Below are 15,069 nucleotides of genomic sequence, written 5' to 3' on the forward strand. Positions count from 1 at the left end.
GGAGAATTAACGGCGATAATCGACAAACGGGCCGTCGGCCACGGATCGACGTTCGACCAGGCGCGGATGTACTTCAATAGACTGGGATATTTCGCGCTTGTTGACGATGCGGTCCAGCAGCATGTTGAAGGCCGCTTCGCCCAGAGAATCTTTTGGCTGATGGATGGTGGTCAGCGCTGGGCTGAAGTAGCGGGCGTTGCGCACATTGTCATAACCGATCAGCGAAATATCCTGCGGCACGCGCAGACCCATTTCATCTGCTGCACAAATAGCGCCCATCGCCATGATATCCCCGCCGCAGAAAATCGCCGTCGGGCGATGGTGTTGGCTGAGGATTTGCTGCATCGCGCGGTAGCCGGATTCCGGCTCGAAATCACCTTGCACGACCCAGTTTTCAGGAACGTTGATCTGCGCTTCTTCCATCGCTTTCATAAAGCCGGCCAGGCGGCCGGCACCGGTGTTCCGCTCAAGCGGGCCGGGGATCACGCCAATTTCGCGATGACCGCGTTCCACCAGATAGCGCCCGGCGATATAACCCCCTTCGAAGGCGTTATCGATAACCGAGTCGGTGAAGTCGGCTTTTGCTTCACCCCAGTCCATCACGACCATCGGAATATGGCGATATTCTTCCAGCATGCTCAGTACCGACTCAGGATACTCAGAACACATCACCAGCAGGCCGTCCACGCGCTTCTGCGCCATCATTGACAGGTAGGCGCGCTGTTTCTCCGGATCGTTCCATGCGTTGCCGAGAATCAGGGTATAGCCCTTCTGGAAGCAACTTTTCTCAACGGATTCGATAATTTCGGCAAAATAGGCCGCTTCGCTGCTGGTCGCCAGCAATCCGATAGACTTGGTGTGATTAACCTTCAGGCTGCGAGCAACGGCGCTGGGGGAGTAGTGCAGTTCTTTAATCGCAGCCCACACAGCGTTGCGCGTCTCTTCTGCAACGAAACGCGTTTTGTTAATTACATGTGATACTGTTGTAGTGGAAACGTTTGCGCGCTTCGCTACATCTTTAATAGTTGCCATTACTTCTCACTCCAGACCTTGACCTGATCGCCCGTTAATCGGTACGTAAACGTTTGCCTGTACACACCCTGATGCCAAAATTGAACATTGCATCACGTCGGGAAAACGACACAGAACGACAGGAAGGGGTCAATGGCCGATACGCTTTCAAATTAGCGTGGGATTTTGTCCGATCTTGGGGCAAAGGGGAAGAACAAAAATGTGCATCCCTCTAAATCTCGGAAGATATTTGCGCTAATCTATGTAAAAATGAGCAAGCTCACTTTTCATGTGGGGATAATCAAGGGGAAAAATTGATGGATACAGATTTAAAGTTTTCGCTGACAACGACGATTATTGTTCTGGGTTTGATTGTCGCCGCAGGGCTCACCGCCATACTGCACTAATTCCAATATGAGGGAGACATCGTTCTCCCTTTTCTTTTTCCACCATTATTATCAATTTCGCAAAAATCTTTTGCCATTTCGTTTACTTTTGTTTTTCTGTGATTGATGTCATGCTTTTGGCTTCTGATGAGATGCCGTCGCTGAAGACGGCCCGATGGAGTCATTGAATGAAAATCAACTTTCCCCTGCTCGCTCTGGCGATCGGTGCCTTCGGTATCGGTACTACCGAGTTCTCCCCGATGGGGCTATTACCGGTTATCGCCAAAGGCGTGGATGTCTCTATTCCGGCTGCGGGAATGCTTATTAGTGCCTATGCCATTGGGGTGATGGTTGGCGCGCCGCTGATGACTCTGTTGCTTTCGCACCGCGCGCGCAGAAATGCGCTGATTTTCCTGATGGCGATTTTTACTCTTGGTAACGTGCTCTCTTCAATTGCACCGGATTACACCACGCTACTGCTGTCGCGCATTATCACCAGCCTCAATCACGGCGCTTTTTTTGGGTTAGGCTCGGTGGTGGCGGCGAGCGTAGTGCCGAAGCATAAGCAGGCCAGCGCCGTGGCGACCATGTTTATGGGGCTGACAATTGCCAACATTGGCGGCGTTCCGGCGGCGACCTGGTTGGGGGAAACTATCGGCTGGCGAATGTCGTTCCTTGCAACGGCGGGTCTCGGCGTGGTGGCGATGGTCAGCCTGTGGTTTTCCCTGCCAAAAGGAAGCGCGGGTGAGCGGCCTGATGTTAAGCAGGAACTTTCAGTACTGATGCGCCCGCAGGTGCTGTCAGCGCTGCTGACCACCGTTCTGGGGGCAGGGGCGATGTTTACGCTTTACACCTATATATCACCGGTCCTGCACAGCATCACTAACGCATCGCCACTGTTTGTGACCGCGATGCTGGTACTGATTGGCGTAGGCTTCTCGCTGGGTAACTACCTTGGCGGTAAGTTTGCCGACCGCTCGGTTTCCGGGACGTTGAAGGGCTTTCTGCTGCTGTTGATGGTGATCATGCTGGCGATCCCGCTACTGGCCCAGTCACAAATTGGTGCGGCTATCAGTATGGTTGTCTGGGGTGCCGCGACTTTTGCGGTGGTTCCGCCACTGCAGATGCGCGTGATGCGCGTGGCTCACGAAGCTCCCGGGCTGTCATCATCGGTTAATATCGGCGCTTTCAACCTCGGTAACGCGTTAGGCGCAGCCGCCGGTGGTGCGGTGATATCTGGTGGGCTGGGCTATGCATTCGTACCAGTGATGGGAGCGATCATTGCGGGCGTTGCGCTACTGCTGGTTTTTTTCAGCGGTCGGTCGCAGCCGGAAGAGGCTTTTGCTAACCACTAATCGTTCATGAATAGTATGTGAATTGTGTGTGAAGTGAAAAATAACCGCAGAAGGCGCAATCCTTCTGCGGTTTGCTTTTACGCCGCCAGATTGGCCGCCACAAATTTCCAGTTCACCAGCGCCCAGAAGTGTTCCAGATAGTTCGGACGCGCATTACGGTAGTCGATGTAGTAAGCGTGTTCCCAGACATCAACGGTCAGCAGCGGGGTTGCGTCGCTGGTCAGCGGCGTACCGGCGTTGCTTGTGGAAACAATCGCCAGGCTACCATCAGCGTTTTTCACCAGCCAGGTCCAGCCAGCACCAAAGTTTTTCGCTGCCGCGTCGGTGAATTTTGCTTTGAAATCAGCAAAGCTGCCGAAGGATTTAGCGATAGCTGCCGCCAGTTCACCTTCAGGTTCGCCGCCAGCGTTTGGTGCCAGGCAGTTCCAGTAGAAGGTGTGGTTCCAGACCTGAGCTGCGTTGTTAAAAACGCCGCCATCGGAAGAGCGAACGATTTCTTCTAAGGTCTTGCCTTCAAACGCGGTGCCTTTGATCAGGTTGTTGAGATTGGTGACGTAGGCCTGGTGGTGTTTACCGTAATGGTATTCCAGGGTTTCTGCGGAAATGTGCGGCGCGAGGGCGTCTTTTGCATATGGTAATGCAGGTAATTCGAACGACATTGCTACTCTCCTTTTTATAGTTATACCCTTCATACTTCCAGCCGCATCTTTGTTGGCTGCCTGCACTTACCCCGGTCACGTACTATTTGTACGCTCCCGGGGATGCGCTTAGTTGCCGCCTTGATACAACTGGAATTATTTTGGGTATAGTTCGCGCAATAACCATGTATTACGCAAGGTGATAGTAGCAAATTAAAAGATGTGGCAAAAGAGAGTGTTACCCCGCCGCAGAAGCGACGAGGCAGAATTAGCGAATGGTTTTTGGCGTCATGACGCGGCGCGCGCCAACGTAATGGCGTTCCCAGTAATCTTCACTCAGCGAGGTTATTTGAATATCGCGACCGGTGCGCGGGGACTGGATAAATTTACCGTTGCCGACATAGACACCAACGTGATCGGCGGTACCGCGCCCACGGGTGCGGAAGAAGACTAAATCACCGCTTTGCAGCTCACCGCGATCGACCGGGCGGGCATCGCGCAGATGATACATTTCATTAGCGGTACGCGGGATGTGAATTTTTACCAGATCTTTATAGGCATAATAGACCAGACCGCTGCAATCAAACCCGGTTCGCGGCGAAGTACCACCCCAGCGATAAGGTTTGCCAATCTGATCCATTAACTTCGACATGGCGGTGCTTTGCGCCTTTTGTACCCGAGCTTTATGCGCATCGGCGATGGTCAACTGAGGCTCATCAGCGACAGGTTTACAGCGGGTTTTATAGCCTTTGCGCACGACGCACTTTTTCTGCACGCTTGCTCTGGCGACTTTGCTTTCTGCTACCGATTTTGTCGAGCTAGCGCACTGCTTTTTGTAGCCTTTGCGCAATACGCATTTTTTGCTTGCACCGGCAACCTGACGGTTAAGCGCGGTTTGGCTTGAGGCGGTTGTGCGGGTAGGGGCTTTTGCGCGGCTGGCGGTCGATGTTTTCTTGCTGGAGGTTTTAGCGGTGGTTTTACTTTTGGAACTGGCTGCTTTTTTCTTACGCTCTGCGGTAGTGCCTTTGGCCGGATGCGCTTTTGGCGTAGCCGAAGCGTGCGTATGCCCGGAAGCATGCGCCAGCGGCGTAAATGAGATCGACGTAATAAGTAATGCACAGAGCGAAATCGCGATTTTGTTAAGACGCGCCACTGAGCAATCCCCTGATTAAATTACAGACATATACAGATGCCTGACGATGAATGACAAACCGCATCGATTCTAAAGCATAAAAACCCTGAGAGTTAATATTCTTTTGTATCTAAAGTGTCGTTTGGTTAACGATTGCAAAAAAATACGTCAGACAATAACCATGTCGCATGAAAAATGAGCAACACACTCTTGCGTCAGACGATAAAATGATATTTTTGAGGCAACTTCTGGGCACAGAAGATAAAATGTGAAGAGTGACAAAAATGTTATTATCGGTCCTGCGTTCAGGACGCTACAATGACAAATTACTGCCGTAGAGAAGTTTAAGGAAGCAAGACAATGAGCACGACTTTAGAAAAAATCCAACATCAAATCGCTGAAAACCCAATCCTGCTGTACATGAAAGGGTCCCCGAAACTGCCAAGCTGCGGTTTCTCCGCCCAGGCCGTGCAGGCGCTGTCTGCCTGTGGCGAACGTTTTGCTTACGTCGACATTCTGCAGAACCCGGACATCCGCGCAGAGCTGCCGAAATACGCAAACTGGCCGACTTTCCCGCAACTGTGGGTTGATGGCGAACTGGTTGGCGGTTGCGACATCATTATTGAGATGTATCAGCGCGGCGAACTGCAAACGTTGATCAAAGAAACGGCCGCTAAGTACAAGACTGACGAGCCGAAAGCAGAGTAATTTTTGCTGCCAATAAAAAAGCGACTTCTGGTGGAGTCGCTTTTTTTGTCTCTACTATTCTTCGGCTACCGGTAACGGCCAGCCGCCAAGTCGTTTCCAACGATTGACGATTTCGCAAAACAGCTGCGCGGTTTGTTCGGTATCGTAAAGCGCCGAGTGCGCTTGGGTGCCATCAAATGCCATACCCGCGGCGATGCAGGCTTTCGACAACACCGTCTGGCCGAGCGCAAGCCCGCTTAGTGCCGCCGTATCGAATGTCACAAACGGATGGAAAGGGTTGCGCTTCAGGCTCGCGCGCTCGGCAGCCGCCATGGTAAAACCATGATCGAATGTGGCGTTATGGGCGACCATAATGGCACGGCTACAATCGCTCTCTTTCATCCCTTTGCGGATCATTTTGAAAATCGCGTGCAGGGCATCATATTCGCTCACCGCGCCGCGCTCAGGATCGTTCGGGTTAATCCCGTTAAAGGCCAGAGCTTCAGGCTGCAGGTTGGCACCCTCGAAAGGTTCAACATGAAAATGCAGCGTTTCGTCCGGCATCAGCCAGCCTTGCTCATCCATTTTCAACGTAATAGCGGCGATCTCCAGCAGGGCGTCGGTTTTGGCATTAAATCCCGCGGTTTCAACATCAATTACCACAGGATAGAAACCGCGAAAACGGTCGCACAGACCATTAAGTTGAGCGTTCTCGGACATCAGATTCTCTTAGCTGGAAAAAAGTAGCGCGCATTATGGCAAATTTTGCCACCGCTTGCAGCAGGAAGGGGGATAAAACAGCGGGCGCCGCCGATGGACGCCCGAAGCAGATTAGTTGCCGAGGCCTTTGCCGGCATCTTTCTCTTCAATCAGTTCAATTTTGTAACCATCCGGATCTTCGACAAAAGCGATAACCGTGGTGCCGCCTTTGACCGGACCCGCTTCACGCGTCACGTTGCCACCGTTCTGGCGAATACGCTCACAGGCTTCAGCCGCGTTATCAACGCTTAGCGCGATGTGGCCGTAGGCGCTGCCGAGATCGTATTTATCAACGCCCCAGTTGTAGGTCAGCTCGATAACGGCGGTATCGCTTTCTTCGCCGTAACCCACGAATGCCAGTGAGTATTTGTACTCAGTGTTTTCGCTGGTACGCAGCAACTTCATGCCCAGCACGTTGGTGTAAAACTCAATCGAACGTTGCAGGTCGCCAACGCGCAGCATGGTGTGAAGTAAGCGCATAATGTCCCCTATGCAGTTTATTTTTGATACATCAGAGCGTTAAGTATAGCGGCGATAACCCGCCGCTATCAATGCAATGGAGGGATTACAGAGTAGGATAATCGGTATAGCCTTCCGCGCCGCCGCCGTAGAAGCTTTCCGGGCGCTGTTCATTTAGTGCGACTTTTTTCTGTAAACGCGCAACCAGATCCGGGTTGGCGATATAGTCCCGACCAAAAGCGACGGCATCAATCAGGCCTTTGCCGATCAGGTCATTGGCTTTTTCTACCGTATACGCGCCTGCACCGATAATTGCGCCAGGGAAACGGTCGCGCACTTTCTGGCGGAATTCATCGCTATACGGTTGGCCGCCTGCCCAGTCCGGTTCGGACATATGCAGGTAGGCAATACCGCGTTTAGCCAGCTCTTCAATCAGATACAGCGCATCGGCTTCTTCGTCCGGTCCGTTGTCGACGTTCTGGAAGCTACCGATTGGCGAGACGCGAATACCGATACGGTCGGCGCTCCACTCTTTGCTCACCGCATCAACGACTTCCAGAACCAGACGCGCGCGATTTTCAACGCTGCCGCCGTACTGGTCGGTACGATGGTTAGAGGTCGGGGAAAGGAACTGGTGCAGCAGGTAACCGTGCGCGGAGTGCAGTTCGACAAGGTCAAAACCGGCATCGCGAGCGTTACCGACCGCCTGACGGAAATCATCAACGATCCCGGGGATCTCATCGATTTCAAGTGCGCGTGGCATAGAGGTATCAACACGAATCGCGTGGCCGTGCTCATCGCGCAGCGAAGTACGGGTACCGGCGCTAATCGCTGATGGCGCAACCGGTGCCTGGCCGCCAGGCTGGATGCTGTTATGCGAAATGCGTCCGGTGTGCCACAGCTGAACGGCAATGTGACCGTTTTCGGCATGTACACCAGCGGTGATTTTCGTCCACGCCGCAATCTGTTCCGGGCTGTGCAGGCCAGGGGCGCCAGCATAGCCTTTCGCCTGAGCGGAGATCTGCGTAGCTTCGGAAATAATCAAGCCGGAGCTGGCGCGCTGACGGTAGTATTCGCCCATCAGAGGGGTTGGAATATCGCCTGGTTCAATGCTACGCAGACGCGTCAGCGGAGCCATGAATACGCGGTTAGGTACGGTGACCGCACCGACTTTCAATGGGGTAAACAACTTAGATTCTGACATAATGACTCCTGAGTAGACCGGTCGTCTTGAAACTGGTTAAATAAAAACGCCTGTTAAACGGCAGGCGCAGCAATAATATTTTTAGCGTGGGCAAGGGCGCTTTCCAGCGGCGTTGCGCTACGGGTAATCTTGGCCTGCAAATTGGCCCCCAGCCACAGAGAGTAAAGCACCTGGGACAGAGTCAACGCATCGCCAGCGAACATCAGACTGCCTTCCTGACGGCCTTTCTCCAGGGCATCACCCAACAGAACGATAATCTGGCTGGCACCTTTATCCATCGCAGTACGCATGTCTTCCGACAGATCGCACACTTCTGCCGACAGCTTCACCGTCAGACAACCGCTGATAATACCCTGTTGGCAAAACTGGGTCAGCGTATGCTGGTAGTAGGCCAGCAGACGGTCGCGATAGTTCCCCTCGCCGTGGTCGAAATGCTCGACCAGGCGCTGAAGATATCCGGCGTAATGATATTCAAGCAGGGCCACGCCATACGCTTCTTTTGAGCGGAAGTAGTGGTAGAAAGAACCTTTCGGCACTTCTGCTGTTTTCAATAATTCGCTCAGGCCCATACCGGTAAAGCCCCGCTGCATGCAGAGCTGCTCGCCGGTGACCAGGATATGTTCGCGGGTAGTGCATTCACTGTGCTTGTTCATGGGGCTCACTGTAATAGACCGATTGGTCTAATGCAAGCGATTATTAAAAATGCCGCCTGGCGCAGAGGCTGGTGAACAAAATTTGCGAATGATGAGTGAAACGTCTTCAATAAAGAAAGAGAAAGATGGCAGGAGAGGCGAAGTGGCTGAACAACTGGAGTTCTTTCCGGTACAAAGTCCGTGCCGGGGGATTTGTCAGTCAGATGAACGCGGCTACTGTCGGGGTTGCCTGCGCAGCCGTGATGAGCGTTTTAACTGGCAAAAAATGAGCGATGTGCAAAAGCAGGATGTATTGCGTCTATGCCGGCAACGCTGGCTGCGCAAATTACGCGCAACCAAACAGGATAGTGCGGAAGAACCGCAGCAACCCTCACTGTTTTAAGCACGAAACTGCGTATACTCAGAACACTTTTTTGTTGAGGAAGCTGTTATGGTTCAGCGTATTGCTATGGCTCCGCAGGGGCCGGAATTCTCTCGTTTTGTGATGGGCTACTGGCGTCTGATGGACTGGAATATGTCCGCTAAAGAGCTGGTTGGCTTTGTTGAGCAACACCTGGATCTGGGTATCACGACCATTGATCACGCCGATATTTATGGTGATTACCGGTGTGAGGCGGCGTTTGGCGAGGCGTTGAAGCTGGCCCCGCATCTGCGTAGCCGGATGGAAATCGTCACTAAATGCGGGATCGCCACCCGGGCGCGGGCAGAAAACACCATCGGCCACTATATTACCGACCGCGACCATATTGTGCAGAGCGCGGAACAATCGCTGCGTAATCTGGCCACCGATCATCTCGACCTGCTGCTGATTCATCGCCCGGACCCGTTGATGAATGCTGACGAGGTTGCGGAAGCCTTCCTGGCGCTGCATCACAGCGGTAAAGTACGCCACTTTGGCGTCTCTAACTTCACGCCAGCTCAGTTTACTCTGCTACAGTCGCGCCTGCCGTTTACCCTGGCGACCAATCAGGTGGAAATTTCTCCGGTTCATCAGCCGCTGTTGCTTGATGGTACGCTGGATCAGCTGCAGCAACTGCGCATCCGACCAATGGCCTGGTCCTGCCTCGGCGGCGGTCGCTTGTTTAACGAAGAAAGCTTCCAACCGCTGCGTGATGAACTGGCCCGCGTGGCCCAGGAACTGAATGCCGAAAGCATTGAGCAGGTGGTATATGCCTGGATCCTGCGCTTGCCTTCGCAGCCGCTGCCGATTATTGGCTCTGGAAAGATTGAGCGCGTGCGCTCTGCGCTGGTGGCTGAGAAGCTCAATATGACTCGCCAGCAGTGGTTCCGCATCCGTAAAGCGGCGTTAGGCTACGACGTTCCTTAAACCTCGCTCGCCTCCGTAATGGCCTACACTTGTCAGTGATACAGCCATTTCGGAGGTGTTATGCAACGATGTATTCTCGCACTCTTTACACTTGCCGCCAGTATGGGCGTGCAGGCGGCAAGTGAAAATGTCGATATCAATCTTGTGACCAGCCAGAGCGTGGGTCAGGCTATTGGCAACATCAAAATCAGCGAAACGGATAAAGGGCTGGAGTTTACGCCCGATCTTAAAGCGCTGCCTCCCGGTGAGCATGGCTTTCATCTTCATGCCAACGCCAGTTGTCAGCCCGCAATCAAAGATGGCAAAGCTGTCGCCGCCGGTGCTGCCGGGGGACATTTTGATCCACATAATACTGGGAAACATGAGGGCCCGGATGGCGCAGGTCATCTTGGCGACCTGCCTTTCCTGGTAGTCAATAGCGATGGCAAAGCAACACAATCCGTCGTGGCTCCGCGGTTAAAAACGCTTGATGAGGTGAAAGGAAAGGCGCTGATGATTCACGTGGGCGGCGATAACATGTCTGACAGCCCGCAGCCCCTCGGCGGAGGTGGCGAGCGTTTTGCCTGCGGCGTCATCAAGTAGCTCTTTCGGTAATCGTTCCGGCAATCGGCGCCTGCTCAAGCTGCGATAGCGCGCACCACAGTCGCCAGATAACCGCCGCCAGCTCTCTTGCCGCGGGCTGGTGGTGGTGATTGAGCGCGTCGCAAATTCGCTGCAATTCCTGAAGCGTTGAAGCGAGCGGTCGCTGCTGCACGCCGCGTTCGCTCATCACGTCGCGCAGCAGGCTAATACACAAATCGCGTACCTGCGAGAGCGGGTCGGAGCGTGTTTCCCATTCGCGAAGCTGCCAGACCACGTGGGAGCAGTTGAGCAACACTACGCCCCAACGCAGCAGCCAGCGGCGTGCCAGCGCATCCTGGCTGTTGCTGAGTTGGCTGATGTGATGATAAACCAGCGATTCAAATTCGTGTTCGCTATGCTGCGGGCGGCGGCTTAATTGGTCGACAAAGTGACGCCGTAACGCCCGAATGTGCCGGCGGCTTTTACGCGCGTCTGAACCCGGACTGATGATTGCGAAGGCCAGCCAGGCAAGACCTACTCCGATGATTTTGCCCAAATTATCGTTGAGAAATGAAGCGTAATCATAGACCGGTGGATTGGTCACCGCGATAAATGAACCCATAAAGACAATCAGTTGTCCCCAGAGTCCGGCGAATTTGGGCATCTGTAATTTAAGCAGTTGCATGGTCGTCAGGAGCGGGAACAGAAACAGCAGAAATTGCCATAAATCGGTTATCTGCACCATCAAACCGAATTTAACCACGAAGCTGAACAGCGAGAGCAGGACCAGCGTGCGCATTAAAAGCGTTAATGACTTAAACGGCGAAGGTGACACTGAGTAGAGCACGCAGCAGATGGCCGCCAGGGTCAGGGCGGCGGCACAGGCCTGCCATTGGGTGCTAATTCCCCAGGCACCCACCATCACCAGCGCGAAAAAGGTACGTACACCGTTCCACAGCGCTTCAGCTTGATCGGTATGGCGAGTCAGCGCAGGTGCTGAGGGAACGTTAAATTCGGTCACCACGGTGGCGTTTTCGATGCGCTTAATCCATCGGCTACTCTCCAGATAGAGGCGGCAAAAATAGCGCAGACGCTTCCAGAAGGCGATATGTCGATAGTCCGCTTCCGCTGGGGGCGCCAGGGGGGCGATGAGCTTCGCGATGCTATAACTGTCGGTCCCTGAATGGGTTAACTCGTTCAGCAACGCTTCCAGAACCTCCCGGGTGTTAGCGGGTGCCGCAGGCCAGTTGAGCAGCATTCGCCGCAGGCTTGAAATCACGCTGGTCATTCGCAATTGCTGATGCAGCAGGTAGTTGAGCAGTGGATTTTGCCGACGAAAGCGATAGTGACTCCAGAACGCCTGAATACGCAGCAGATTCATGGTCAGAATTTGCCCAATCACACTTTCATGCGCGGTGCGGATCGCATCAGTGGTTTCCGGAACCCACAACATGCTGGCGTGCTCTAACAGCCGGGCATGCATGTTCTTCAGGGCGGTCAGTAACGTCGTACCATCCGAGGTACTCGGTAAAATCATCATCATCAGACCGCCGCAAAGAATACCCACGATCACTTCACAGACCCGCGACTGGGCGATGGTCCACAGTTCGTTAGCATCAGTGATATTGATAACCGGAAAGGCGATGATGGCGCAGGTATAACCGGCGAGCTGGAAGGCGTAGGCAACGTTGTTGGTATACATTGCGCAGGCCCAGGTACAGAGCGCTATCCACGCCGAAATGCTAAACAGAAACAGCCAGGGATCGTTTAGGGTATGTCCGGCCAGCAGCAACGCCGCGCAGGCGCCGAGCAGACTGCCCGCAATGCGCCCGAAGCTTTTACTGATCACGCCGCCGACGGTTGGAAAGCTCACTACGGCGGCAGAAGTCATTGCCCAGTAGGGCTCATCGAGATTCAGCCAATAGGCGATGCTGAGCGCCAGGCACATCGCGATCCCGTTACGCAGAGCATAGCGCCACTGCGGACGGCTGGCCTTAATCCACGGGAGCGAGCGCCACGTTAGGGCCTGCAGCTTCATTACTGTGGGCCAATGGCGACGGTACAGGTGGTACCGGAAACCAGCGTGGTATCCGATGGTAAGCTGTCAAACTCAATGCGCACCGGGACGCGCTGGGCCAGGCGGACCCACGGAATATTTGGCTTAATGTCCGCAACCAGACCGCCTCCGCTTGCAACGCTTTGATCGACAATCGCACGACCGATACTACCTACGTGACCCTGTAACTTTTGTTTGCTGCTGTAGAGAATGATTTGTGCACTATCGCCCGGACGGATATTGCGCAGCTTGGTTTCTTCAAAATAGCCGACCACGTAAAAAGAGTGACTATCAACGAGAGCAAAAACCGGATGACCCACGGAGGCGTAGTCGCCAACGCGAGTTGACAGGTTGGTCACCCAGCCATCCACCGGGGCTTTAATTTCAGTTTGTGTGAGTTGCCACTGAGCGTGATCAAGGCTGGCCTGCGCGACGTCAACCACGGCTTTTATAGCCTCAAGATTGGTATTTGCGGTATTAAGGGCGGTATTGGCATTTTCCAGATCTTCCGCCGAGATAAAATTCTGCGACAAATTACGCCGACGGTTGGCATCGCTCGCCGCTTTCTTCTGTTCAGCTTTGGCTTTCGCCACTTCAGCTTTTGCTTTGGCTAACTGTGCCTGGGCGTTGAGAACGGCAATTTTATAGGGCGTATCGTCAATTCTGAACAGGACATCCCCGGCTTTAACCAGCTGGTTGTCGCGAACGTTTAACTGCAGGATGCTACCGGAAACCTGTGGGGTGACCCCCACCTGTTCGGCGCGAACCTTTCCGTCGCGGGTCCAGGGGGATTGGGTGTAGTAATTCCAGACCAGCCAGGCGGCAATGATGGCCAGCGCGACGACCAGTAAAGTGGATAGGTATTTTAGTTTCTTCATGGAATGAATATTACCAGGCAGTCAGTAAAACCAGCGCCAGACAGACAGAGAGCGCAAACAGGGACAGGTCCATTAGCAGGGGATGCCAAATCTCACCTGCGTACATCCAGTCGCGAAGCTGACGGTGAATCATCAACCAGATAAAGAAGCCCAACAGGACAGCTTTAAAGATAGGGGGGAAGTAGACGGAAGCGCCAAATATCAGGTCCTGGAGCGACAATCCGGCAGTGTTGAGACTCAGTTTCACAAGCAAAAATCCTTGCCGTTGCAGGAGAAATGTTCAGGTTATGCGATTATTCACATTGTAAATCATTGTCTTGATTTTAGTGAATCAGGTAATTCATTTGTTTTGATAATTTAAATGCTGCACACTATTCTAAAATCAGTATAATAACTTAGCAAGCTAATTATAAGGAGATGAAATTGGAATCGCCACTTGGTTCTGATCTGGCACGTTTGGTTCGCGTTTGGCGCGCGCTAATCGACCATCGCCTGAAACCTCTGGAGTTAACGCAGACGCACTGGGTCACTCTGCATAACATTCATCAGCTGCCGCCTGAACAGTCGCAGATTCAGCTGGCGAAAGCCATTGGTATCGAACAGCCATCGCTGGTCCGCACGCTTGACCAACTGGAGGAGAAAGGCCTTATTTCTCGCCAGACTTGCGCAAACGATCGGCGGGCAAAACGTATCAAGCTTACGGAAAAAGCCGAGCCGCTGATCAACGAAATGGAAGAGGTGATCGGCAAAACGCGTGATGAAATTCTGGCAGGTGTTTCCGCACAAGAAGTGGAAACGTTGCTCAATTTGATTCGTAAACTTGAACAAAATATCCTCGATCTCCAGGCAAAAGATTGACCTTGTGAGGCCTTGAGTAGTTTCAAGGCCTCCTTTTTATTCACCTTATTCATGCCAAACGACAACGCGATTGCGGCCGTTATTTTTGGCTTCATACATCGCTTCATCTGCGCGTCGAACGCACTCCTCTGCTGAAATGCCAGTGTTCTGCGTGGTGAAGACCCCCATACTGATGGTCATTCTTTCCGGTAGTTCCGCTCGTTCCAAAAAGGCGAGCCTGGCTCCAGGAGTGGTTACTACTGCTCGCTGAAGAAAGTAGCATCATTAACGTAAAGATATAGGCGCTACAGAAGAATGCACCGCTGTACCAGAATATATTACGCAGTTGCGTCACGTAAATAAGTAAGATCAGCGTTAATGACCAGATGATAATTAACACCAAACCAATTCGGCTATGCCACAGCGGTGTAAAGGTAAAGGTTAAATTATCAATAAAGTCTATATTCAGCCACGGCGAATGGCTGGAGTGAACCCAGGATAGCGTCAGTATTACGCTGATGAAAAAAATGCAACCGATGAGCACTATAACATGAGTTTTCCATGAGTTGATTGTTCTATGACGGAAACAATATAAGATAGTTGAGGTGGTGAATAATACTGCCATCATGACGTTGCGAAAAAAATAAAAAATCAGCGCATCGTTTTGATTAACGGCACGCCCCTGACCGCAAAGCAGCCAGTCTGGGTAGCTGCTCAGCGTTCCCAACATCAACAGGGCCGAGCAGCAGAAAGCGAAGGCGATGGGGGTCAGGTACAATTTTTTCATCGCAGAGATATTTCATTGCCATAAAACAGGCAATGGTAAGATGGAAACTCATCAATGAAATAGTCAGGACAGGAAACAGCGTTGGCGATGTTGTAGAGATACGATGAATTAATGAGCCAGCCTGAAAATTAATCGCAGTAATAGAAATAATGCAAGCAAGGACATAAAGAAATATACGATGAGATAAACGCTTCAGATGAAAAGGCATAGGCTGCATCCCTCAATAAAGGGCAATGTAAAACGACAGGTTGTCGCAAATGGTTAGGGAAAAATAATGGATTGGCAAGTTTGATTTATTGAGCAGGCGCAAACAGCAGAAGGAATATAAGAATAAAATCT

The 15,069-nt window shown here is 52.6% G+C and carries 17 protein-coding genes and 1 pseudogene; 7 read left to right on the forward strand and 11 right to left on the reverse strand.

The window, feature by feature from the left end; all coding sequences use genetic code 11:
* Nucleotides 1-6 precede the first annotated feature (6 nt).
* Complete coding sequence (purR, locus tag AC07P6_RS14065; protein WP_110273968.1) at nt 7-1,032, reverse strand: HTH-type transcriptional repressor PurR; 1,026 nt, start codon at nt 1,030-1,032, stop codon at nt 7-9.
* Nucleotides 1,033-1,328: 296 nt separating this feature from the next.
* On the opposite strand from purR, the gene cydH reads away from it, so the two are divergent.
* Both cydH and AC07P6_RS14075 read left to right on the forward strand, forming a co-directional pair.
* The gene (gene cydH / locus AC07P6_RS14070; protein ID WP_110273969.1) at nt 1,329-1,418 is read left to right on the forward strand and encodes a cytochrome bd-I oxidase subunit CydH; all 90 of its coding nucleotides are present in this window, start codon (nt 1,329-1,331) and stop codon (nt 1,416-1,418) included.
* A 167-nt stretch (nt 1,419-1,585) separates the two neighbouring features.
* A complete protein-coding gene (locus AC07P6_RS14075) occupies nt 1,586-2,752 on the forward strand; it encodes an MFS transporter (RefSeq protein ID WP_182239199.1) in 1,167 nt (388 codons plus the stop codon).
* 77 nt (nt 2,753-2,829) lie between these two features.
* On the opposite strand, the gene sodB is transcribed toward AC07P6_RS14075, so the two are convergent.
* Both sodB and AC07P6_RS14085 read right to left on the reverse strand, forming a co-directional pair.
* Entirely contained in the window at nt 2,830-3,411 is a 582-nt protein-coding gene (gene sodB / locus AC07P6_RS14080; RefSeq protein WP_004102696.1) for a superoxide dismutase [Fe], read from the reverse strand.
* A gap of 247 nt (nt 3,412-3,658) precedes the next feature.
* Entirely contained in the window at nt 3,659-4,543 is an 885-nt protein-coding gene (locus tag AC07P6_RS14085; RefSeq protein ID WP_181486001.1) for a C40 family peptidase, read from the reverse strand.
* A gap of 339 nt (nt 4,544-4,882) precedes the next feature.
* On the opposite strand from AC07P6_RS14085, the gene AC07P6_RS14090 reads away from it, so the two are divergent.
* Nucleotides 4,883-5,230, forward strand: coding sequence for a Grx4 family monothiol glutaredoxin (locus tag AC07P6_RS14090; protein WP_110273973.1), 348 nt, complete (start codon nt 4,883-4,885; stop codon nt 5,228-5,230).
* A 54-nt stretch (nt 5,231-5,284) separates the two neighbouring features.
* On the opposite strand, the gene rnt is transcribed toward AC07P6_RS14090, so the two are convergent.
* The 4 genes from rnt to AC07P6_RS14110 form a co-directional block, all read right to left on the reverse strand.
* Nucleotides 5,285-5,929 (reverse strand): ribonuclease T, encoded by a 645-nt coding sequence (rnt, locus tag AC07P6_RS14095; protein ID WP_434663362.1) that lies wholly within the window; start codon nt 5,927-5,929, stop codon nt 5,285-5,287.
* A 111-nt stretch (nt 5,930-6,040) separates the two neighbouring features.
* On the reverse strand, nt 6,041-6,448 hold the full coding sequence (gene gloA, locus AC07P6_RS14100) for a lactoylglutathione lyase (RefSeq protein WP_004862713.1): 408 nt from the start codon (nt 6,446-6,448) through the stop codon (nt 6,041-6,043).
* Nucleotides 6,449-6,533: 85 nt separating this feature from the next.
* On the reverse strand, nt 6,534-7,631 hold the full coding sequence (gene nemA / locus AC07P6_RS14105) for an alkene reductase (RefSeq protein ID WP_434663364.1): 1,098 nt from the start codon (nt 7,629-7,631) through the stop codon (nt 6,534-6,536).
* Nucleotides 7,632-7,684: 53 nt separating this feature from the next.
* Entirely contained in the window at nt 7,685-8,284 is a 600-nt protein-coding gene (locus AC07P6_RS14110) for a TetR/AcrR family transcriptional regulator (protein ID WP_112214407.1), read from the reverse strand.
* A gap of 91 nt (nt 8,285-8,375) precedes the next feature.
* On the opposite strand from AC07P6_RS14110, the gene AC07P6_RS14115 reads away from it, so the two are divergent.
* Genes AC07P6_RS14115 through sodC form a run of 3 tightly spaced genes read left to right on the forward strand, consistent with a single transcriptional unit; the run spans nt 8,376 to nt 10,193 of the window.
* On the forward strand, nt 8,376-8,666 hold the full coding sequence (locus AC07P6_RS14115; RefSeq protein ID WP_182240796.1) for a DUF1289 domain-containing protein: 291 nt from the start codon (nt 8,376-8,378) through the stop codon (nt 8,664-8,666).
* Nucleotides 8,667-8,714: 48 nt separating this feature from the next.
* A complete protein-coding gene (locus AC07P6_RS14120; protein ID WP_112214405.1) occupies nt 8,715-9,611 on the forward strand; it encodes an aldo/keto reductase in 897 nt (298 codons plus the stop codon).
* Between the two features lie 60 nt (nt 9,612-9,671).
* A complete protein-coding gene (gene sodC, locus AC07P6_RS14125) occupies nt 9,672-10,193 on the forward strand; it encodes a superoxide dismutase [Cu-Zn] SodC (RefSeq protein WP_181486005.1) in 522 nt (173 codons plus the stop codon).
* On the opposite strand, the gene AC07P6_RS14130 is transcribed toward sodC, so the two are convergent.
* Genes AC07P6_RS14130 through AC07P6_RS14140 form a run of 3 tightly spaced genes read right to left on the reverse strand, consistent with a single transcriptional unit; the run spans nt 10,186 to nt 13,353 of the window.
* Nucleotides 10,186-12,210, reverse strand: a complete 2,025-nt coding sequence (locus AC07P6_RS14130) for an FUSC family protein (RefSeq protein WP_304259582.1) — start codon at nt 12,208-12,210, stop codon at nt 10,186-10,188. The genes sodC and AC07P6_RS14130 overlap by 8 nt on opposite strands.
* Complete coding sequence (locus tag AC07P6_RS14135) at nt 12,210-13,106, reverse strand: efflux RND transporter periplasmic adaptor subunit (RefSeq protein WP_182239187.1); 897 nt, start codon at nt 13,104-13,106, stop codon at nt 12,210-12,212. Before AC07P6_RS14135 ends, AC07P6_RS14130 begins: the two co-directional genes overlap by 1 nt.
* Before the next feature lie 10 nt (nt 13,107-13,116).
* Nucleotides 13,117-13,353 carry a DUF1656 domain-containing protein gene (locus AC07P6_RS14140; RefSeq protein ID WP_110273981.1) on the reverse strand — a complete coding sequence of 79 codons (237 nt, stop codon included), beginning with the start codon at nt 13,351-13,353 and terminating at the stop codon, nt 13,117-13,119.
* A 170-nt stretch (nt 13,354-13,523) separates the two neighbouring features.
* Here AC07P6_RS14140 and slyA point away from each other — a divergent pair, with 170 nt between their 5' ends.
* Entirely contained in the window at nt 13,524-13,964 is a 441-nt protein-coding gene (slyA, locus tag AC07P6_RS14145; RefSeq protein WP_478316710.1) for a transcriptional regulator SlyA, read from the forward strand.
* Nucleotides 13,965-14,009: 45 nt separating this feature from the next.
* On the opposite strand, the pseudogene AC07P6_RS14150 reads toward slyA, so the two are convergent.
* Nucleotides 14,010-14,938, reverse strand: a pseudogene (locus tag AC07P6_RS14150) (MASE4 domain-containing protein).
* Nucleotides 14,939-15,069: the final 131 nt, after the last annotated feature.

It is taken from the genome of Klebsiella sp. GFKo11 (genome assembly GCF_056490265.1).